Genomic DNA, 19,288 nt, shown 5'->3' with positions numbered 1-19,288 from the left:
AGGGTGACTAGGCAGGTTTAGGTAACGCGGAGACGTTCTGTGCTAAGGGGTTATTCTCGCGTCGCGGTTTGATCTGCTGGAGATCGCTGATAAACCGCGCCTGCCAGTGGTGAATATCGTTATCCTTGATCACCGCCATCATCTGCGAGTGGCGGGCAATACGCTCCTCCAGCGGCATGGTCAGGCCGCGGTCCAGCGCCGCCGCCACTTCATCACGATCGTAAGGATTGACGATTAACGCGCTGGTCAGCTCATTTGCCGCACCGGCAAACTGCGACAGTACCAGCACCCCTGGGTTCTGCGGGTCCTGGGCGGCAACAAACTCCTTCGCGACGAGGTTCATGCCGTCACGCAGCGGCGTCACCAGGCCGACGTCGGAATAGCGGTATATCTTCATCAACAACTTGCGTTCAAAGTGCTGATTCAGGTAGTACAGCGGCGTCCAGCCCAGCTGACCATACTGGCCGTTAATTCGGCCGCTCGCCGTCTCCAGCTGATGACGAATATCCTGATAGGCCTGCACTTCACCGCGCGAGGTCGGCGCAATCTGGGTGTAGCGAATCTTCCCGTGATGCTGAGGATAGTTTTCCAGCAGAGACTCATAGGCAAGAAAGCGCTCCGGCAGCCCTTTGGAGTAGTCCAGCCGCTCGACGGAAAAGATATTTTGCACGCTCTTAAGCTCGCTTTTCAGCTGCGCCAGTTTTGGCGGCAGCGGACCTTTGGCGCTTTGGGCAATCTCGGCAGGATCGATGCCGATCGGGTAGACCTCGGTGCGGAAATGTTTCCCCCAGGCATCGTGGTTCCGGCCGCCTCGCGTCACCAGACGGGTCTGCAACGCGACGCTATCCAGGAACGCCTGCCGATCGCTTTCGGTCTGGAATCCCAGCAGGTCGTAGTCGCACAACTGCTCCAGCAGTTCGGCGTGCGGCGGCAGCGCGTTGAAGATTTCCGGCGTCGGGAAAGGAATGTGCAAGAAGAAGCCCGTGCGGTTGGTCATCCCGCGCCGGCGCAGTTCACTGGCCAGCGGCAGCAGATGATAATCGTGGATCCACACGATATCGTCGGGCTCAATCAGCGGCAGGAGTTTTTCCGCAAGGTTCGCGTTAACCCGCAGATAGCCGTCCCAGGAGGCGCGCTGGTAATCCACTAAATCCAGGCGATAGTGGAACGCCGGCCACAGCACCGCGTTAGAAAACTGATTGTAGTATTCGTCGTGGTCCTGCTCGTTGAGGGTAAACGACACCCAGGTAATATTGCCGCGCGTGACTCTGGTGAGCGGCTTCTGGTCGTCGCCGATTTCCCCGCTCCAGCCAAACCACAATCCTCCCGCGGCCTTCAGCGCCCCGAGGATCCCCACCGCCAGGCCACCGGCGCTGGCTTTTTTATCATCCGGCGGCGCAATACGATTAGATATGACGATTAAGCGTCCCATGGCCATCCCTCCTGTCGTTTCGCGCATCGGGTTGTTGTCTGTTATTGGCGATGCTAAGTAACCAGTGCTGAACGGCAGCCACATCCGGCAGATGCCAGTGTGCCTGAGTGTCGCCACTCCCGACTTTCACCGACATGCCGCCCAGCCGGTTCACCACGTTAAAACCGGCTTCATCCGTCAAATCATCCCCCACAAACACCGGCTCTCGTCCCTGAAACGGTGCTTCCTGCATAAAAGTGGCGATCGCTTCGCCTTTGTTCACGCCGCGCGGTTTAATCTCCACCACGCACTTACCGGGCTGTAGCGCCAGGATCGGATAGTGCTTCACTAACTGCTGCGCCAGCAACAGCGCTTGGTGGTGGTACTCCGGCGCCTGGCGATAATGCAGGGCAAACGCCATGCCTTTACGTTCCAGCTCGCAGCCCGGCATCTTCTCCAGTGCGCTTTGCAGCTGTTCATCCAGCTCTTTCAGCAGTGCATCAGGCAAGGAGACGATATGGGTTTTACCATTGATATCGCGGCGCTCAGCCCCGTGAACACCGGCTAACGGCAGCCGATACGGACGGGTAAGTTCATCAAGCTCAGCCATTGAGCGCCCTGAAATCAATGCCACGGCACCATTGTGCTGCAACACCAGTTGCCGCAGCGCCAGCAGCGCGTTAGCGGGGATAACAACCTGATCGGGATGAGGTTTGATATCGGCAAGGGTACCGTCGAGGTCAAAGAAAAAGGCGTAATTTCCGGTTGGCACAGGCGGTACAGATATCTGGTCAGCCACCCTGTTTTCCTCCTTTCATGGCCAGCGAAATGCTGGTTGTTAACGAATTGTTAGCCATGTAAGTATAGACAGTGTGACCGGGATCGCCATTTTTGATTGTTGACGCCAGCGCAGCGGGCGCTGGCGTTGATCGAGAAGTAAACTTGAAGGTTGGGGCGCGTTAAACTGCGCGTTTCGCTTTTTGTTTGTAGCGATCGAAGATAACCGCCGCCAACAGAATCACGCCGCGCACCACATACTGCGAGAACGGCGAAATGTTCAGCAGGTTCATGGCGTTCTCAACGGTACCAAGGATCAGGATCCCGGCGACCACATAGGAGATCTTGCCGATCCCGCCTTTCAAGGACACGCCGCCCAACACGCAGGCCGAAATCACAATCAGCTCGTAGCCAATTGAGGTCATCGGCTGGCCGCTGGTCATACGCGATGCCAGGATGATCCCCGCCGCGGCGGACACCAGACCGGAAATCACGAAAATGATGATTTTGGTGCGAACCACCGGAACACCAGCCAGACGGGCCGCCTCTTCATTGCCGCCAATCGCCAGGGTATTGCGGCCAAAGGTAGTTTTGTTCAACAGCAGGCCGAAAACAATCAGGCAGGCGACGGTGAGCCAGATCGGTGCCGGCAGACCAAACCAGTTGGCATAGCCTAAGGTAAAGAAGCGCTCGTCTTCGATACCGACCGCTTTACCATCGGAGATGATATAGGCGAGGCCGCGAACAATCTGCATCGTTGCCAGAGTGGTGATCAGGGCGTTGATCTTCAGCCGGGCTATCACGAAGCCGTTAACCAGCCCGCTCAGCGCGCCCAGCAGCAGACCGGCGGCAATACCTATCCACATACTTTCCGTCAGGTTGATCACCACCGCGGTGGTCACCCCTGCGCAGGCGATAACCGAAGCAACCGACAGGTCAAAATCGCCGGACGCCAGGCAAAACAGCATCCCACAGGCCACCATGCCGGACATGGAAATCGCCAGCCCCAGCCCTTTCATGTTGATGAACGAGGCAAAGTTAGGCACAAAAATCACGCAGCCGATAAACAGCACGGCAAAGACCACGAGCATGCCAAACTGATCCCAGATTCGGGCAAAGCTGAATGTGGAACGGCTGGCGTTTGGGGTAGTAACAGAGGACATCTTTGACTCCTTACTCAGGCGACCGCCTGGCTCACTTTTGGCATCGCAAGGCTTAACGCCTGCTGTTCATTGGCATCTTCATGCAGCAGTTCACCCGCCACTTCGCCTTCGCGCATGACTACAATGCGATCGGCCACACCGAGCACTTCCGGTAAGTCGCTGGATGCGAACACCACCGCCACACCAGAGGCCGCCAGGGCATAGATGACGTTATAAATTTCGTGTTTCGCCCCCACGTCAATCCCACGGGTAGGTTCATCCAGCAGGATCACTTTCATCTCTTCCGACAGCCAGCGCCCGAGAATCGCCTTTTGTTGATTGCCGCCGGACAGATTCATAATCAGCTGTTCGGCGCCGGGGGTTTTAATGTTGAGCGCGTTGATATGGTGCTCTGCGTTTTGCGCTTCCCAGCCGTTATTGATAATGCAGCCGGCGTGAATATGCCGACGCCGGGCGCTGATGTTGATATTGTCGCGCACCGAGTGAACCGGAATAATGCCTTCGGCCTTACGATCCTCCGGGCACAGCATCATCCCGGCTTCAATTGCGTGGGCCGGTTTACGAATATCAATCGCCTGCCCGTCGATATAGACCTGGCCGCCGGTAATGCGGGTGCCGCCAAACAGCCCTTTCATTAATTCGCTGCGCCCGGCGCCCACCAGCCCGAACAGGCCGACGATCTCCCCGCTACGCACCGACAAACTCACCGGCTCACGCACGCCAGGGGCTTTCACCTGCTCAAGACGCAGGCACTCCTCGCCATATTCACGTGGCTTCCAGCCGTAAACATCGCCCAGCTCGCGCCCCACCATCGCCTGGACCAGCGCGTCATGGTTAACGGTGGTCATATCATCAAAGGTGCAAACATAGCGGCCATCTTTGAAGACGGTGATCGCGTCGCTCAGGGCGAAAATCTCCTCCATGCGGTGCGACACATAGATAATGACGCGCCCTTCCTGGCGCAGTTCGCGGATGACGCGGAACAGATTGTCGATCTCACGGGCCGAAAGCGAACTGGTCGGTTCATCAAAGGCGATCACTTTGGCGTTGCGGGTGAGCGCTTTGGCAATTTCCACCATCTGCCACTGGCCGATGGAGAGATATTTCAGCGGCGTTTCCGGGTCGATATCTAACCCCAGATGCTCAAGCTGCAGACGGGCTTCGTAGTTCAGCAGCGAACGGTTCACCAGGCCGTATTTATGCGGGATCTGGCCGAGGTAGATATTCTCCGCGACGGTCATTTCCGGGATCAGGTGCAGCTCCTGATAGATGATCGCCACGCCGGCATTAAGCGCTTCGGTGGTGTTGGTAAAGACCCGTGGCTGCCCGCCAATCTGCAGATCGCCCGAGGTCGGAATATAGTTGCCGCTGAGGATCTTCAGCAGCGTGGATTTCCCGGCGCCGTTTTCTCCCATCAATGCGTGTATCTGTCCGCTATAGCAGTCAAAGCTAATATCAGACAGCGCTTTAACGCCGGGAAAAGTCATGGTGATACCGCGAAATGAGAGATAAGGGGTAGACTGTTGCATAACGACTCCGCTCTTCTGGACTCAGCCTCCCGCGCGAGCAGGAGGCGTGGTAAGCCAGGCCTTACAGCCCTTTCTTCGCCAGCTCTTCTTTGAAATTGTCGCGAGTGATCAGCACCACATCGGTAACCGCGGTGAATTTTGGCGGCTCTGCGCCTTTGGTCACCCAGTTGTAGAGCATTTCACTGGTTTTATAACCGTGGATATCCGGGCTTGGCAGCAGAGAGCCGTAGAAGCCGGTCGCCTGGGCTTTCGACAGTTCGTTCACTGCATCGACACCATTAATACCGATGCCAATCACGTCTGGAGCTTTAAAGCCCTGCCCTTCGGTTGCGCGCACGCCGCCAAGGACGGTGTTGTCATTCATGCCCACGATCAGCCAGTGTTTCACCTGCGGATGCTGAACCAGCATTGAGTTACCGGCATCGAAAGCGCCGGGGATATCGTTAGATTTGGTTGGCACGCGGTAGATCTGTTTCTCCGGGAAGCCGGCCGCTTTCAGCGCATCCATCGAACCAGTTGTACGACGGCGGGCGGTATCGAGTTCATCCGCGGTAATGGCCATCACGCCGGTATCCTTGACGTCCCAGCCGCGTTTTTGCATCTCTTTATACAGTTCCTGGCCCTGACGCGCGCCGATTTCACTGGCGGCCATCATCACCAGCGGTACGCTGTCCATCGGCTTGCCTTTGGCATTGACGAACTGGTCATCGACGGTGATGACTTTCATATCGTAGCCGCGGGCTTTCGCCACAATGGCGGCACCCAGTTTCGGGTCTGGCGTACAGATAACAAAGCCTTTGGCACCGCTCGCCGCCAGGCTATCGATGGCGTTAAGGGTTTTCTCACCATCCGGCACCGCAATTTTAATGACTTCAAACCCTAAATCTTTGCCGGCCTTATCGGCAAATTTCCATTCGGTTTGAAACCAGGGTTCTTCCGGTTGTTTAACCAGAAAACCGAGCTTAAGGGATTCAGCCATAGCTGATTGTGACATAACCGCAGCGAGACCGATCGCCGCCAGCGCTTTAGTAAATTTGTGCATGGTAAACTCCAGCTTTATTTCGCTTTTCTGTAGGGAAGTATCGGACTTAATTATTTTATCGGACGTAAAACAAGGCATTAGACGAAACCGCAACCCATACTGCCGTTGTTCATTAAGTAATAACCGGAAATCAATTCTCCATACGAGAGCATTATCACATCGCGGAATTACAGTAATTGCGTGCATAGATACAGCGAAAAAAGACATAAAAAAAACGCCAATTGTCAGACAATTGACGTCATTAATAGCAATTTTGTCCATGCCGACAGCAGAGTTATCCTTGTGACGCTCATGTCCCTGCCAGGTCACTGCTGGCAGGCCTCGCGGGGCCAGAAGCCGCCTTCAGCCGTGAGAAAGTTGCCAGCCAGCTGTCCTGGAGCGCAACAACGCATCCGCGCCATTTATTTTGACATTTTTTTCGCAATATTGATTCGTTATGACCGAATTATTAACGTCAGGTTAATCTCTTATTTAAGATAAATATCGTAGCACTCATCCTTTTTCCTAAAAAATTAAAAAAGGCAATAAAATCAATAAAATGAAAACATAAAAAATGAGATTAAATCATATAACAATACACTTAGCAGGGATGTTGTAACGAAACGTAAATACCGATGCTTGAGAGTTTTCTTAACGCATTCTTGCGCGTATTCTATATTTGTCGGTAGTCGGAAATAAATTATCGACGGCACAGGGAAATACACATTAATTATTTTGCTAATAATGTGGCACGCAATGAGTCTTGCATGCGGATGCTTACGGATGAGGGCTCTCGACGTGCGAATGATACCTCCAGCTTAAATAAGGATATTTTTATGGTTGTTCCTGGAATGGCTCAAAAACTCAATCATCAGATGAATCTTGAGTTCCACGCGTCAAATCTATACCTGCATCTCAGCGAATGGTGTGAACAGCAGCGTCTGAGCGGCACCGCCACCTTTTTGCGCTCCCGGGCGCAGTCCCGGGTGACGCAGATGATGCGGGTATTCGATTTTATGAAAACCGGCGGCAGCTGGCCGATTGTCAAAAGCAAAAACTGCTATCGTCACGACTGCGCTTCTCTCGAAGAGCTTTTTACCGCAACGCTTGCCGATCACCAACAGCGTAGCAGCACGCTCTCCGGGCTGGCCGAAGAGGCCAAAGCCCACAGCGACGACACCACCTGGCGTTTCCTGACCCAGTTAGAGAAAGAACAGCGCCAGGATGGCATCCTGCTGCAAAGCGTGCTGGAAAAGGTGCGTCACGCCGATAAAGCCGGCCTGTGTATGCAACAGACCGACCGACAGCTGCTGAGCCTGGTCACCCCTCGCCCGAACTAAGGCCGTAGCGGCGGGCACCACATTAACCGTTCCCTCAGCGAAAGGGATTCCTGCGGGAACGGTTTCGCTGGTCACGCCACCGCGCTGCGGCCACCTGCCGAGCACTCAACGCTTCCTGTCTCTGTTTCTCTGAAACATCATTTTCGGCGCTTCGGCGCCGTTTTTATTCCTGAAAAGCATTAAAAACTTTTAAGTAGATCTCATTACCGCCCAGCCGAAGATCGCAGACGGGAATTAGTGACGGCGATCACTTTTTAACATTTGCCATAAGAATATAAAAACAGCGTTTCAAAAATTTAAAACACGGAGTTTATATTAATGGCAAGAGATACGGCTTCAACCTCACAAGCGTTGCAGGGAAGACCGATTTTGTTACGCCATCAGCTAGCCTACGGCGGCGGTAACTTACTGGGAAGTGGCGCGCTGGCAATCAGCGGCGCCTGGCTATTGTATTTCTATACGACGTTCTGCGGCCTGACGCTGATCGAGGCGGCATTTATCTTTTCCGTCGCCAGCATTATTGACGCGATTAGTAACCCGCTGATGGGTTATCTTACCGATAATTTCGGTAAAACACGGCTTGGCAAACGCTTCGGACGGCGGCGTTTCTTCTTGTTGATTGGTATTCCACTGATGATGTTCTACCCGCTGCTGTGGGTTGAAGGCCTCAGCTTCTGGTACTACCTGTGTACTTACGTCATCTTCGAAATCATTTATACATCAGTTATGGTGCCTTACGAAACATTAGCCACAGAAATGACTGATGATTTCGCATTGCGCTCAAAACTTACCGGTTATAAGGCGATTTTCGGTAAGCTGGCCAACTTCCTGGCGGCCTTTATTCCGGGCCAGTTTATCCTTCTGTACGGCAAAGATTCAGCCACTCCATTCTTCCTTACCGGGGTGACCTATGGCCTGATTCTGATTATCGCCATCTCCTGCCTGTGGTTCTGCAGCTGGGAACGTCCGCGTGAAGAAGACCATGCGGTTAACAAGAAAAAAAGCCTGCTGGCGACGTTGTCGACGCTGGCGAAAGATATGATCTCGACCTTTTATCTGCGGGTATTCCGTAAACACCTCGGCATGTATCTCTGTGGTTTCGGCGCAGAATGGCTGTTTGCCTCGATCTTTACCTACTTCGTGATCTTTGTGCTGCAGCACGATCCGGCGATGGTTGCCGGGCTGAACAGCCTGAACTCCATCCTGCAACTGGTCTCCACCGCATTGTTTATCGGCCTGTGTGTGAAAAAGGGGTTCAGCAAGCCCTACATCCTGGCGCTGAGCATCGTTATTTTCTCCGTGTTGCTCTACACCTCGCTGTGGTTCTTCCACCTGCCGTCGCACCTGGCAACTATTTTGATGTTCGGGATCACCGTGCTGTTTGGCCTGGGTACCGGCGGCGTGTACTACATTCCGTGGACCGTCTATACCTTCCTCGCCGATGTCGATGAGATCTATACCGGCCGTCGTCGCGAAGGGATTTATGCCGGTGCGATGACCTTCTCCGGTAAAATTTTGCGTTCGATTATCGTCTTCACCATGGGCGCTATTCTCAGTTACTACGGCTTCCAGTCAAAAGCGCATACGCAGCCTGAAAGCGCGGTGACCGCGATTGCAGTGGTCTTCTGTAGCGGCGTGATCCTGCTGGCGCTGGCGGCGATTGTCTTCAGTAAGCAGATGAAGCTGGATCGCAAAGCACACCTGATAGTGCTGCAGGAAGTGGCGCGAATTAAGGCTGGCGGCAAGATTAGCGATATCCCGTCCGATGTGCGCATCGTAGTGGAAGGCTTAGTCGGCCATCGTTATGAAGAGTGCTGGGGTAACAGTAAGCTATTCAGGGATGAGCAAGCGACCCAGATCAGTCCCGTTGCTTCTCATTAATCGGTGTTCACGCCCCGCCAGGATTCTGGCGGGGCGTCTGCTTTTAGTGCGCTTCGCCCTGCGGCGTAAATTTCAGTTCTATCAGGGCAATGGCTTTTTGCACCGCACGCAGCGTTACCGGATCGGCGGAGGCTGGATGGCTGGCGAAATCGATGGCTTTCAGTTGCGTGGTCATCTTCTCGCGCACTTCAACAGGGGCGATAACATCAATGACGTCGAGGATCTGTTTGATAACTAGCTGGCAGGCGACAACGTCAGAGACCAGTTCGTCTTGTTCAGTGAGGTGTTGAGACATTTATTACTCCTATTTCGAGGAGCGTAATAGTAACCTAAATTCCGAGAGATAAAAAAACCTGCCGCAGCAGGTTTTTTTATCAGAACATACCGGCAGGCGGTACATCTTTGAAGGTTTTGCAATATTGTTCGAACATGCTCTTCAGGATTTTGCGCAACTTCATGGAGTGACTCCGTTATTTTGTTATGCAGGTGTTACTATCGATGGGGCTATAATATGACTTGCGTCACATAAATCAATAGAAATTTGCTACAAATCACATTTTTATTACAAGTATAATTTAAAAAATAAACAAAATGAGGAAGGTACGCGTAACGCGTCTGGGGCGTACTTCGCGGCTAACCTCACCTTGCTATGGCAGACACAATGAGTACAGATATCTCTTCCCGGGAAGACCGCGCCTTCTCGGCTCCGGCGTTGCTGGTCGCCGGGGCCTTTTTCATGGAGTTTCTCGACGGTACGGTGATCGCCACCGCGTTACCGGATATGGCGAAGGATTTTGGCGTCGCGGCGGTTGACCTCAATATCGGTATCAGCGCCTACCTGATTACGCTGGCGGTACTGATCCCGGCCAGCGGCTGGATTGCCGATCGCTTTGGCGCCCGAAAAATCTTCACCCTCGCGCTGGCAATATTTACGCTGGCCTCGGTCTTTTGCGGCTTCTCTACCAACGTCGACAGCTTTGTCGCCATGCGCGTTCTTCAGGGCATGGGCGGCGCGCTGATGGTTCCGGTTGGCCGACTGGCGGTGCTGCGCACCACGCCCAAGGATCAGCTGATCAAAGCGATTGCCACCCTGACCTGGCCCGCGCTGGTTGCCCCGATCATCGGCCCGCCGCTGGGCGGCTTTATCACCAGCTATGCCAGCTGGCACTGGATATTCTTTATCAATGTTCCCCTCGGATTGATCGCTATCGCGCTGTCGCTGCGCATTATCCCGAACATCCGGGAAGAGGAACGGCGTCCCTTCGACCTTCCCGGTTTCCTGGCGACCTCGGTAGCGATGGTCAGCCTGGTGAGCGCGATGGAGCTGCTCGGCGATACTCAGCCTCAAGGCTGGGCCACCCTCGCCCTGCTGGGATTGGGGATCGCCTGTATGCTGTTTTCACTGCGCCATTTTCGCCGCGCGGCCTGGCCGATGGTGCGCCTGGACGCGCTGCAGATCCCTACCTTCCGGGTTACGATGTATGGCGGGTCGCTGTTCCGCGCCTCAATCAGCGCCGTCCCCTTCCTGCTGCCGTTGCTGTTTCAGGTTGGTTTTGGCATGGATCCCTTCCACTCCGGGCTACTGGTGCTGGCGGTGTTTGTCGGCAACTTCACGATTAAACCGGCCACTACGCCGCTGATTCGCTGGCTGGGCTTTCGTCGTTTGCTGCTGATCAACGGCGCGTTAAACGTGCTGTCGTTGCTGGCCTGCGCGTTCTTAACTCCAGAAACGCCGGTATGGTTGATTTGCCTGATTCTGTACCTCGGCGGCGTATTTCGTTCGATCCAGTTCACCGGCGTCAGTACTCTGGCCTTCGCCGATGTGCCGTCGCCACAAATGAGCTACGCCAACACCCTGTTCAGTACCGCTTCGCAGCTGGCCGTCGGTCTAGGGATCACCCTTGGCGCCATCGGGATCCGCATCGGGGAAAAAGCCAGCGAGTGGTTGAACCTGACCAGCGTGCCGGGAGTGAGCTTCCGCCTCTCTTTCGTGTTTATTGCGCTGATTTGTCTGGTGGGAATGGTGGATAGCCTGCGCCTGACCAAAGATGCCGGCAGCAGCGTGTCGAAGAAACAGAAGAGATAAAACAGAAAGGGCCAGCAGCAGCTGGCCCTCTTTATACTCGAGTAAACGCGATTAGCCGACGATCTGACGCACGAAGGCTTCGATCTCTTTGTCCTGGCAGTTTTCAAAGAAGCACTGCTGGAAGCGTGGGCCGGAAACCGCCGTTTTGACCAGTTCCGGGTCGATAGCGCGCAGGGTATCCAGATAGTTCTCTTTAACCACGGCCGCTTTAACGGTGTTCAGAATGCCGGCGTTGCGAACCTGCGGCTCTTTACGCTCCGGCGGGTAGCCTTCGCCTTTACGGCCAGTGAAGGCTTTTTCAAAGATAAAGCGTACGTTCAGCTCCGCGCCCCAGCCAAAACCTTTGGCGAAAGGCAGAGACAGCGCGTTACCGTTATTGATCTGAGCAAACAGGAAGGCATCAGCAGGATCAATACAGTAGCCGCAGACAACACCCGGGTGGATGTTCAGAGACATCAGCGCGCCCTGTCCGGTACCACAACCGGTGACAACGAAGTCCACCGCTTTCGAGTTCAACAGAATGCTGGCCATGATGCCCAGGTGGATATAGGTCAGATGATGGTCCTGCTCATCGCTCATCCCGACGTTGTATACCGGGAAACCTTTTTCATCAGCAACGGCGTTTAACTCGTTGAGGATGGTAGCGTTTTTGCTGGCCTGGCTGTTTTCCATCATCAATGCGATTTTCATGCTTTACTCTCCTGAATGCTGCGCGGGTACTCCCGCAGTAGTTCGTTAGCGTTGTGAAAGACTCTACTACTTAACAAACGCACTTTCAAATTTTATGAAAAGTTGTTTTATAAATTACGTAGTGCTTCACATTTTTGCCTTCTTGTTGCCGCTAACGCCCCGCGCTTCTACGAGGGCTCTCGCAGGATACAGAAGCGGATACCCACACACTCTGGAGGTGAATGGCGTATCACTTGCACTTTATTATTGCTAATAGCAGGTAATTAAAATATTAAACCAAAACCATTCTCATTTATTATTAAATTGCCAATGCGTTTTATTCCCATTATCATTTTTAATAAATACATTTTTTAATTTACTTTTTGCAAATAAATTAATAACAAATTATAGTAACCCCACAATAATCTTTAGCCTTTATTTTCGGAGCACACGCTATGCTGAAAACAGAAATGATCGATAAACTGAATGAGCAGATGAACCTCGAGCTTTATTCTTCTCTGCTGTATCAGCAAATGAGCGCATGGTGCAGCTACCACAGCTTTGAAGGTGCGGCCGCCTTCCTGCGTCGTCATGCCCAGGAAGAGATGACCCACATGCAGCGCCTGTTTGATTACCTGACCGACACCGGCAGCCTGCCTTGCATCAACACCATTGCTTCACCGTTTGCCGAGTACGCGTCGCTGGACGATCTGTTCCGTGTCACCTACGAACACGAGCAGCTGATTACGCAGAAAATTAATGAGCTGGCCCACGCGGCGATGACCAATCAGGATTATCCGACCTTTAATTTCCTGCAGTGGTATGTTGCTGAGCAGCACGAAGAAGAGAAATTATTTAAATCCGTTATTGATAAGCTTACCCTCGCCGGTAAAAGCGGCGAAGGTCTGTACTTTATTGATAAAGAACTGGCTACGCTCGACACCCAGAATTAATTATTACGGCGGCGAGGCAGCGCTTCGCCGCCCTGTTAATGACGGCAGATTTTACTTTCCCGGGTATTAAAGCCCGACTCTTCAGCAATAAATTTCCCTTTTTTCTGCAGAAAAGCCACCAGCTCCGCCGCGCTTAAATTTTGTGCCGAACAGGTATGAAAACGGGCATCGGCGCCAAAACGCGCGCTAATTGCCGCTTCAAGACTGTCGGTAGTGTAATGCTCCCCTGAAGCAAGCATCATCTGCAGCACTTCATGACCATGAATCGATGACATAACGCCTCCTGTAAAACGCACAGCATAGCCGGGCCAACCGGTGAACATGTTGCGCCAGCGCAGTCTTCGGGCAACCAGCCGATCATGTAAACCTATGATTACAGGCACTGTAACCCTCATTTGACGAACGTGCCAATTTCACATACTCTGCGCGACATATTTTATTGCTTATTCCTTCATGGATAGAGAAAAACGTGAAGAACCGCACTCTTGGTAGTATTTTAATCGTCGCCGGAACCACCATCGGCGCAGGGATGTTAGCAATGCCGCTGGCTTCAGCGGGCGTGGGTTTTGGGGTCACATTCTGCCTGCTGATCGCGCTGTGGGCGTTGATGTGTTACACCGCGTTGCTGCTGCTGGAAGTCTATCAGCACGTACCGGCAGATATGGGGCTCGGGTCGCTGGCCGCGCGTTATCTCGGTCGTTACGGTCAGTGGGTGACCGGTCTGTGCATGTTGTTCCTGATGTATGCGCTTACCGCTGCCTATATTAGCGGCGCGGGCGAGCTGCTGGCATCCAGCCTCAACCAATGGCTGGGCTGGACGCTTCCTCCGGCGGGTGGCGTACTGCTGTTTACCGCCGTGGGTGGCGCGATTGTCTGCCTTGGCACCTCGTTGGTCGACCTGTTTAACCGCTTTCTGTTCAGCGCCAAGATTATTTTCCTCGCCATTATGCTGGCGCTGCTGTTACCGCATATTCACCAGATCAATCTGCTGACCTTACCGCTCCAGCAGGGCCTTGCGCTGTCAGCGATACCGGTGATTTTCACCTCTTTTGGTTTTCACGGCAGCGTGCCGAGCATCGTCAGCTATCTCAACGGCGATATTCGTAAGCTGCGCCGGGTCTTTATCATCGGTAGTTTTATCCCGCTGGTGGCCTATATTTTCTGGCAGCTGGCGACGCTCGGCAGCATTGATTCCCCTGCCTTTACGGCGCTGCTGGCGAAGAATGCCGGCCTGAACGGGCTGTTAGAAGCGGTGCGTGAAGTGGTTGCTTCGCCGCACGTCGAGCTGGCGGTACATCTGTTTGCTGATCTGGCCCTGGCGACGTCATTCCTCGGCGTGGCGCTCGGTCTGTTTGATTACCTGGCGGATCTGTTCCAGCGTAAAAACACCCCCGCCGGTCGTCTGCAAAGCGGCGCATTGACCTTCCTGCCGCCGTTGGCCTTTGCCTTGTTCTATCCGCGTGGGTTTGTGATGGCGTTAGGCTATGCCGGCGTCGCGCTGGCGGTGCTGGCGCTGATACTGCCGTCGCTGCTGGTGATGAAGAGCCGTCAGCAGCATCCGCAGGCCGCCTGGCGGGTCGCCGGAGGCGGGCTGGCGCTGTGGTTAGTGCTGTTTTGTGGTGTCGCGGTGATCGCGATTCAGTTCAGCATCGTCGCGGGGTTGCTCCCGGCGGTGGGATAAAAAAAGGGGCCAGATGGCCCCTTTTTTATTTAGCTAAGCAGCACTGCTTATATTTTTTACCGCTGCCGCACGGGCACGGGTCATTCCGCCCGATTTTTGCCTCATTTCTGATAGGCTGCGCCACCACTTCTGGCTCGGCATGTTCTGTCCAGTAGTGATACAGAGAGAGCGCTGCCGGGGTAATATTGTCAACGCTGGCAATAAACTCATCGACAGAGAGCCCTTCAACCGCCGTAAACTGCGCTTCTGTGCCGTGCAGGGCAATGCTGTCCAGCGCCGCCTGCTGCTCTTCTGGCAATGCAGACCAGTCACCAAGTCCCACGCCGCGCATATAACCGAAGCACCACTCCTCAACGATGGTCAGCTCCTGCCCTTCCTCTTCACGAGTACCGAACAGCGGTTCGAACTGGTCAGGATACTCTTCAAGGCGCTCGGCAATATCGCTCATATGCTGCAGAGTGAGGTTTACAAAATGGTCACGCTCGCGGTCGTTTGCCCAGCGCGGCACGTTGTCTGCGCCGCCCCAGATAGCCAGCAGCCACTGCGCCGGTTCAATCTCTTTCGGGCCGGAGAGAATGGCCGTCAGCAGGCCGTCAAGCTCTGAGACATCAAGGATGGCGCCATCGGTGGCGTATTTCGACAGGATATCGTCCAGCCATTCAAGTTCGCTTTCGTTCAGGGGTCCGGTTTTCATCAACAGGCTCGTCATGGTAGAAAATGGCGCATACAGTAGCGGAAATGCCGGGAGAAAACTACCCGGCAGCGGGTTCAGTCAGGGTGATTAAATGCCTTTCATGCTGCTGGCGCTATTTTAGCGTCGTTTGCTAACGCTGGGCCGCTGAAAATGGAGCATCACTCGCATGTTTTGTGGGACAGCCGTGAGAAAAGGACAAAAACAAAAAAACCACCCGTAGGTGGTTTCACGACACTGCTTATCATTGATTTTATTCGTTTTATCCCAATGGTACCCGGAACGAGACTTGAACTCGTACAGCCTATGGCCGAGGGATTTTAAATCCCTTGTGTCTACCGATTCCACCATCCGGGCTCGGGATGTAAATTGGAGGCGCGTTCCGGAGTCGAACCGGACTAGACGGATTTGCAATCCGCTACATAACCGCTTTGCTAACGCGCCTTTAAATCTGAACACCCGCAATTGCCGATGTTTTAAACCTGGAGCGGGAAACGAGACTCGAACTCGCGACCCCGACCTTGGCAAGGTCGTGCTCTACCAACTGAGCTATTCCCGCAATATCAAGCTAATTTGCTAATCACTTGATTTTGTTATCGTCTGGCAAGCTGTGCTGCCGTTCGATGCGATGCATTCTACTTACCTGGAGAAATGAGTCAACGATATTTTTTAAATCATTGTGTCGTTTGCTGAAAATTACGCCGAAACGATCACTGATCAAGCAAATCTCCGCGCGCAGCGTTTAAATACTGCAGCATAGACCACAGCGTCAGCACCGCCGCCACCAGAAACAGCCCAATACCGGCCCACTCTACCCACATATTTGGCCGCCACAGCATCCACACCAATGCCGTCATCTGCGCGGTGGTTTTCACTTTGCCGATCCAGGAAACGGCCACGCTGCTGCGTTTGCCCAGTTCCGCCATCCACTCACGCAGTGCAGAAATAATAATTTCCCGCGCGATCATCGTGGCCGCCGGCAAGGTCACCCACCAGGTGTGGTAATGCTCAACCACCAGCACCATCGCAATCGCCACCATCACTTTGTCAGCAACCGGATCGAGGAAAGCGCCGAAACGCGTACTCTGATTCCAACGACGCGCCAGGAAACCGTCAAACCAGTCGGTCACTGCCGCCACGAAAAAGATCAGTGCGCAGGCAAACGGCGCCCAGGCAAAGGGGAGATAAAACGCCAGCACGAAGAACGGAATCAGGACGACGCGAAACAGAGTCAGCAATGTAGGGATATTAAATTGCATAGTAACGGGTAACTATTTGTTAGAAGTAAAAATTAGCCCTATGTTGCTACAGAGCCCCTAATGTTTCAACGAGTAGAAGATCTTTTCTGCCAGACCGTGAGATATACCCGGTACTTTAGCAATTTCCTCAACGCTTGCTTGCTGCAACCCCTGCAGACCCCCCATGTACTTCAGTAGCATCTGGCGGCGTTTTGGTCCCACGCCTTCGATCGTTTCCAGCGAACTGGTGCTTTTCACTTTTGCCCGTTTTTTACGGTGTCCGGCAATGGCGTGGTCGTGCGATTCATCGCGAATATGTTGAATGACGTGCAACGCCGGTGAATCAGGCGGCAGGTTAAAGCCCTCCCCCTCTGGTTCGAAGAATAGCGTTTCCAGCCCGGCTTTACGATCGCTACCTTTTGCTACACCTAATAATAGAGGATGATGCTTGTCCCACGGCACCTCCAGCTCAGCAAACACGCTCTTCGCCTGTCCCAGCTGACCCTTACCGCCATCGATCAGGATAACATCCGGGATCTTGCCCTCTTCTATCGCTTTGCCATAGCGCCGGCGTAGTACCTGGTTCATCGCGGCATAATCATCGCCCGGGGTGATCCCGGTGATATTGTAGCGCCGATACTCCGCACGCAGCGGCCCGTTGCTATCGAACACCACACAAGAGGCCACCGTCTGCTCTCCCATGGTATGGCTGATATCAAAACATTCCATGCGCTTCACTGCCGGAAGCTTGAGCACGCTGGCTAGCGCCTGCAGACGTTGATGAATCGTCGACTGTTGTGACAGTTTGGTGGTCAGCGCCGTGGCGGCGTTCGTGCGTGCCAGCTTCAGATAGCGGGCCCGATCGCCGCGCGGTTTGGTCTGAACGTTGACCCGACGACCTGCCAGCTCGGAGAGAGAATCTGCCAGCAGCGTTTTATCGCCCAGCGCAAAGTCGAGCAGAATCTCCCCTGGCAAGGTCCGCATCTGGCTGCCTTGCAGGTAGAACTGCCCGACAAACGTTTCCACGACTTCGCCAAGCTCGGTCCCGCCGGGCACCTTAGGAAAATAGCTCCGGCTGCCCAGCACTTTGCCCTGGCGAATAAACAGCACGTGGACGCAGGCCATGCCGGCTTCAAAGGCGACGCCGATAACGTCGAGGTCGTCACCGGTATTAGAGACAAACTGTTTCTCGGTGACCCGTCGCACGGCCTGAATCTGATCGCGAATGCGCGCGGCTTCTTCAAAAGCCAGCGACTGGCTGGCTTTTTCCATCCGGGCAATCAGTTGCGTGAGTACCTGATCGTCTTTCCCCGCAAGGAACAGCCGCACATAGTCAACCTGCTGGGCGTACTCCTCTTCACTGACCAGTCCTGCGACGCAGGGGCCGAGGCAGCGGCCAATCTGATACTGCAGACAGGGACGCGACCGGTTGCGGTACACGCTGTTCTCACACTGGCGGACAGGGAAAATTTTTTGCAGCAGCGCAAGGGTTTCACGCACCGCGTAGCCATTCGGGAAAGGACCGAAATATTCACCCCGGGCGTGTTTCGCGCCACGGTGCATCGCCAGACGAGGATGGGTATCGCCACTGAGGAATATAAAAGGATAGGATTTATCATCGCGCAGCAGCACGTTATAGCGCGGCTGATAGAGCTTAATGTAGTTGTGCTCTAGCAGCAGGGCTTCCGTTTCCGTATGGGTTACGGTGACGTCGATTTGCGCGATCAGCGCGACCAATGCCTCGGTTTTACGCGAAGCCAGGTTGCTCCGAAAATAGCTGCTCAGCCGTTTTTTCAGATCTTTTGCTTTGCCAACATAAATGACGGTGCCGCCAGCATCATACATGCGGTAGACACCCGGCTGGCTGGTGACCGTCTTCAGGAAAGCTTTTGCGTCAAAAACATCACTCACTGACTTGCTAACGACTCCGCATTGCACAGGCCATGGCGAATTGCCAGGTGGGTCAGCTCGACGTCGCCATGGATGTTTAATTTACTGAACATCCGATAACGATAGCTGTTGACGGTTTTAGGACTCAGATTTAGCTGCTCTGAAATCTCATTCACCTTCTGACCTTTAGTGATCATCAGCATAATCTGCAATTCACGTTCAGACAAACTGGCAAACGGTGATTCCGTTTTTTCCGGCTCAATCTGACTAAGTGCCATTTGCTGTGCGATATCAGATGCGATATAGCGCTGACCGGAGGCGACACAACGAATGGCATTCACCACTTCCTGTGGCGCAGCACCTTTGCTGAGGTAGCCTGCAGCACCAGCCTGCATCACTTTCGCTGGCAGCGGATTTTCAGTATGCACGGTGAGCATAATGACTTTGGTATCCACGATGGAACGCGCAATTTTACGCGTGGCTTCGAGACCACCAATCCCCGGCATGTTCATGTCCATCAGGACAACATCCACGGAGTTGGCGCGGCACCATTTTACGGCATCCTCGCCGCAACTCGCTTCACCGACAACCTTAATCCCTTTTATATCTTCCAGAATGCGTCGTATCCCTGCGCGCACTAGCTCGTGGTCATCAACAAGAAGGACGTTGATCAAAGGAATAATCTCCAGAATTAGGGACAACGCGACAGAAAACTTATCGCATACATATTACCGGGTTTTATCGCCACTTTAAAAGCCAAAAGAATGCCCGACAGAAAGTTTCTTAACCTGGTCTGTCAATTTGTTTGCACAGCGACTGGAAACTTATACATAACAGTAAGTTGTATTACGCTTCAATTTTAACATTTGCCCTACAAAAACGACGGTCAGGTCACGTCTGAGGCATCTGAAAAATAGGATGTAAAATATGTAACAATAATTAACGGTGAAAAAGCCTT

General features: G+C 53.6%; 18 protein-coding genes, 3 tRNA genes and 1 pseudogene. 6 read left to right on the top strand and 16 right to left on the bottom strand.

The annotated features are described in order from the left end of the window. Nucleotides 1–7: 7 nt before the first annotated feature. The 5 genes from otsA to HF679_RS02705 form a co-directional block, all read right to left on the bottom strand. Entirely contained in the window at nt 8–1,432 is a 1,425-nt protein-coding gene (gene otsA, locus HF679_RS02725; RefSeq protein WP_123754929.1) for an alpha,alpha-trehalose-phosphate synthase, read from the bottom strand. Then, nucleotides 1,407–2,210 carry a trehalose-phosphatase gene (gene otsB / locus HF679_RS02720; protein WP_123754930.1) on the bottom strand — a complete coding sequence of 268 codons (804 nt, stop codon included), beginning with the start codon at nt 2,208–2,210 and terminating at the stop codon, nt 1,407–1,409. Before otsB ends, otsA begins: the two co-directional genes overlap by 26 nt. Nucleotides 2,211–2,370: 160 nt before the next feature. Then, entirely contained in the window at nt 2,371–3,351 is a 981-nt protein-coding gene (gene araH, locus HF679_RS02715) for an L-arabinose ABC transporter permease AraH (RefSeq protein ID WP_123754931.1), read from the bottom strand. Between the two features lie 14 nt (nt 3,352–3,365). Next, nucleotides 3,366–4,880: an L-arabinose ABC transporter ATP-binding protein AraG gene (araG, locus tag HF679_RS02710; protein WP_187042586.1), complete on the bottom strand. Its 1,515-nt coding sequence runs from the start codon at nt 4,878–4,880 to the stop codon at nt 3,366–3,368. Between the two features lie 61 nt (nt 4,881–4,941). After that, nucleotides 4,942–5,922 (bottom strand): arabinose ABC transporter substrate-binding protein, encoded by a 981-nt coding sequence (locus HF679_RS02705; RefSeq protein ID WP_123754933.1) that lies wholly within the window; start codon nt 5,920–5,922, stop codon nt 4,942–4,944. Nucleotides 5,923–6,737: 815 nt separating this feature from the next. Between HF679_RS02705 and HF679_RS02700 the strand changes: the two genes are divergently transcribed. Together HF679_RS02700 and HF679_RS02695 are read left to right on the top strand one after the other, a co-directional pair. Further along, the gene (locus HF679_RS02700; RefSeq protein WP_123755507.1) at nt 6,738–7,241 is read left to right on the top strand and encodes a non-heme ferritin-like protein; all 504 of its coding nucleotides are present in this window, start codon (nt 6,738–6,740) and stop codon (nt 7,239–7,241) included. A 369-nt stretch (nt 7,242–7,610) separates the two neighbouring features. Beyond that, nucleotides 7,611–9,122, top strand: coding sequence for an MFS transporter (locus HF679_RS02695; RefSeq protein WP_174508142.1), 1,512 nt, complete (start codon nt 7,611–7,613; stop codon nt 9,120–9,122). 43 nt (nt 9,123–9,165) lie between these two features. Here the strand turns inward: HF679_RS02695 and HF679_RS02690 are convergent, their stop codons facing one another. Together HF679_RS02690 and azuC are read right to left on the bottom strand one after the other, a co-directional pair. After that, nucleotides 9,166–9,417: a DUF2766 family protein gene (locus HF679_RS02690; protein WP_004864113.1), complete on the bottom strand. Its 252-nt coding sequence runs from the start codon at nt 9,415–9,417 to the stop codon at nt 9,166–9,168. Between the two features lie 79 nt (nt 9,418–9,496). Next, the gene (azuC, locus tag HF679_RS02685; protein ID WP_015583995.1) at nt 9,497–9,580 is read right to left on the bottom strand and encodes a stress response protein AzuC; all 84 of its coding nucleotides are present in this window, start codon (nt 9,578–9,580) and stop codon (nt 9,497–9,499) included. Nucleotides 9,581–9,783: 203 nt separating this feature from the next. Between azuC and HF679_RS02680 the strand changes: the two genes are divergently transcribed. Beyond that, nucleotides 9,784–11,208, top strand: a complete 1,425-nt coding sequence (locus tag HF679_RS02680; RefSeq protein ID WP_123754935.1) for an MFS transporter — start codon at nt 9,784–9,786, stop codon at nt 11,206–11,208. 51 nt (nt 11,209–11,259) lie between these two features. Here HF679_RS02680 and HF679_RS02675 read toward each other — a convergent pair whose 3' ends face one another. Then, the gene (locus HF679_RS02675; RefSeq protein WP_123754936.1) at nt 11,260–11,898 is read right to left on the bottom strand and encodes an RpiB/LacA/LacB family sugar-phosphate isomerase; all 639 of its coding nucleotides are present in this window, start codon (nt 11,896–11,898) and stop codon (nt 11,260–11,262) included. Between the two features lie 267 nt (nt 11,899–12,165). On the opposite strand from HF679_RS02675, the pseudogene HF679_RS24795 reads away from it, so the two are divergent. Both HF679_RS24795 and ftnA read left to right on the top strand, forming a co-directional pair. Continuing rightward, a pseudogene (locus HF679_RS24795) lies at nt 12,166–12,268 on the top strand (hypothetical protein); the annotation flags it as partial. A 64-nt stretch (nt 12,269–12,332) separates the two neighbouring features. Beyond that, on the top strand, nt 12,333–12,830 hold the full coding sequence (ftnA, locus tag HF679_RS02665) for a non-heme ferritin (protein ID WP_123754937.1): 498 nt from the start codon (nt 12,333–12,335) through the stop codon (nt 12,828–12,830). A gap of 35 nt (nt 12,831–12,865) precedes the next feature. Here ftnA and HF679_RS02660 read toward each other — a convergent pair whose 3' ends face one another. Further along, the gene (locus HF679_RS02660; protein ID WP_123754938.1) at nt 12,866–13,105 is read right to left on the bottom strand and encodes a YecH family metal-binding protein; all 240 of its coding nucleotides are present in this window, start codon (nt 13,103–13,105) and stop codon (nt 12,866–12,868) included. A gap of 194 nt (nt 13,106–13,299) precedes the next feature. On the opposite strand from HF679_RS02660, the gene tyrP reads away from it, so the two are divergent. After that, nucleotides 13,300–14,511, top strand: a complete 1,212-nt coding sequence (gene tyrP, locus HF679_RS02655) for a tyrosine transporter TyrP (protein ID WP_123754939.1) — start codon at nt 13,300–13,302, stop codon at nt 14,509–14,511. Between the two features lie 25 nt (nt 14,512–14,536). On the opposite strand, the gene HF679_RS02650 is transcribed toward tyrP, so the two are convergent. The 7 genes from HF679_RS02650 to uvrY all read right to left on the bottom strand — a co-directional run bounded on the left by HF679_RS02650 (nt 14,537) and on the right by uvrY (nt 19,004). Next, entirely contained in the window at nt 14,537–15,205 is a 669-nt protein-coding gene (locus HF679_RS02650; RefSeq protein WP_123755508.1) for a YecA family protein, read from the bottom strand. A 268-nt stretch (nt 15,206–15,473) separates the two neighbouring features. Beyond that, nucleotides 15,474–15,559 (bottom strand) — tRNA-Leu (locus HF679_RS02645). A 13-nt stretch (nt 15,560–15,572) separates the two neighbouring features. After that, nucleotides 15,573–15,646: transfer RNA gene (locus HF679_RS02640), tRNA-Cys, on the bottom strand. A gap of 39 nt (nt 15,647–15,685) precedes the next feature. Then, nucleotides 15,686–15,761 (bottom strand) — tRNA-Gly (locus tag HF679_RS02635). A gap of 151 nt (nt 15,762–15,912) precedes the next feature. Beyond that, nucleotides 15,913–16,461, bottom strand: coding sequence for a CDP-diacylglycerol--glycerol-3-phosphate 3-phosphatidyltransferase (gene pgsA, locus HF679_RS02630; RefSeq protein WP_123754940.1), 549 nt, complete (start codon nt 16,459–16,461; stop codon nt 15,913–15,915). A gap of 57 nt (nt 16,462–16,518) precedes the next feature. After that, nucleotides 16,519–18,351: an excinuclease ABC subunit UvrC gene (gene uvrC / locus HF679_RS02625; protein WP_174508008.1), complete on the bottom strand. Its 1,833-nt coding sequence runs from the start codon at nt 18,349–18,351 to the stop codon at nt 16,519–16,521. After that, nucleotides 18,348–19,004, bottom strand: a complete 657-nt coding sequence (gene uvrY / locus HF679_RS02620; protein WP_123754942.1) for a UvrY/SirA/GacA family response regulator transcription factor — start codon at nt 19,002–19,004, stop codon at nt 18,348–18,350. Before uvrY ends, uvrC begins: the two co-directional genes overlap by 4 nt. Nucleotides 19,005–19,288 lie beyond the last annotated feature (284 nt).

Source organism: Enterobacter sp. JUb54 (assembly GCF_014298075.1).
Taxonomy (GTDB): Bacteria; Pseudomonadota; Gammaproteobacteria; order Enterobacterales; family Enterobacteriaceae; genus Klebsiella; species Klebsiella lignicola.
This window is presented reverse-complemented; position numbering and strand designations above follow the sequence as displayed.

Bases quoted from the DNA above. Each gene is read 5' to 3' on its own strand.
- otsA (WP_123754929.1), bottom strand. From the start codon at position 1,432: ATGGGACGCTTAATCGTCATATCTAATCGTATTGCGCCGCCGGATGAT.
- araH (WP_123754931.1), bottom strand. From the start codon at position 3,351: ATGTCCTCTGTTACTACCCCAAACGCCAGCCGTTCCACATTCAGCTTT.
- araG (WP_187042586.1), bottom strand. From the start codon at position 4,880: ATGCAACAGTCTACCCCTTATCTCTCATTTCGCGGTATCACCATGACT.
- HF679_RS02705 (WP_123754933.1), bottom strand. From the start codon at position 5,922: ATGCACAAATTTACTAAAGCGCTGGCGGCGATCGGTCTCGCTGCGGTT.
- HF679_RS02700 (WP_123755507.1), top strand. From the start codon at position 6,738: ATGGTTGTTCCTGGAATGGCTCAAAAACTCAATCATCAGATGAATCTT.
- HF679_RS02690 (WP_004864113.1), bottom strand. From the start codon at position 9,417: ATGTCTCAACACCTCACTGAACAAGACGAACTGGTCTCTGACGTTGTC.
- azuC (WP_015583995.1), bottom strand. From the start codon at position 9,580: ATGAAGTTGCGCAAAATCCTGAAGAGCATGTTCGAACAATATTGCAAA.
- HF679_RS02680 (WP_123754935.1), top strand. From the start codon at position 9,784: ATGAGTACAGATATCTCTTCCCGGGAAGACCGCGCCTTCTCGGCTCCG.
- HF679_RS02675 (WP_123754936.1), bottom strand. From the start codon at position 11,898: ATGAAAATCGCATTGATGATGGAAAACAGCCAGGCCAGCAAAAACGCT.
- ftnA (WP_123754937.1), top strand. From the start codon at position 12,333: ATGCTGAAAACAGAAATGATCGATAAACTGAATGAGCAGATGAACCTC.
- HF679_RS02660 (WP_123754938.1), bottom strand. From the start codon at position 13,105: ATGTCATCGATTCATGGTCATGAAGTGCTGCAGATGATGCTTGCTTCA.
- HF679_RS02650 (WP_123755508.1), bottom strand. From the start codon at position 15,205: ATGAAAACCGGACCCCTGAACGAAAGCGAACTTGAATGGCTGGACGAT.
- pgsA (WP_123754940.1), bottom strand. From the start codon at position 16,461: ATGCAATTTAATATCCCTACATTGCTGACTCTGTTTCGCGTCGTCCTG.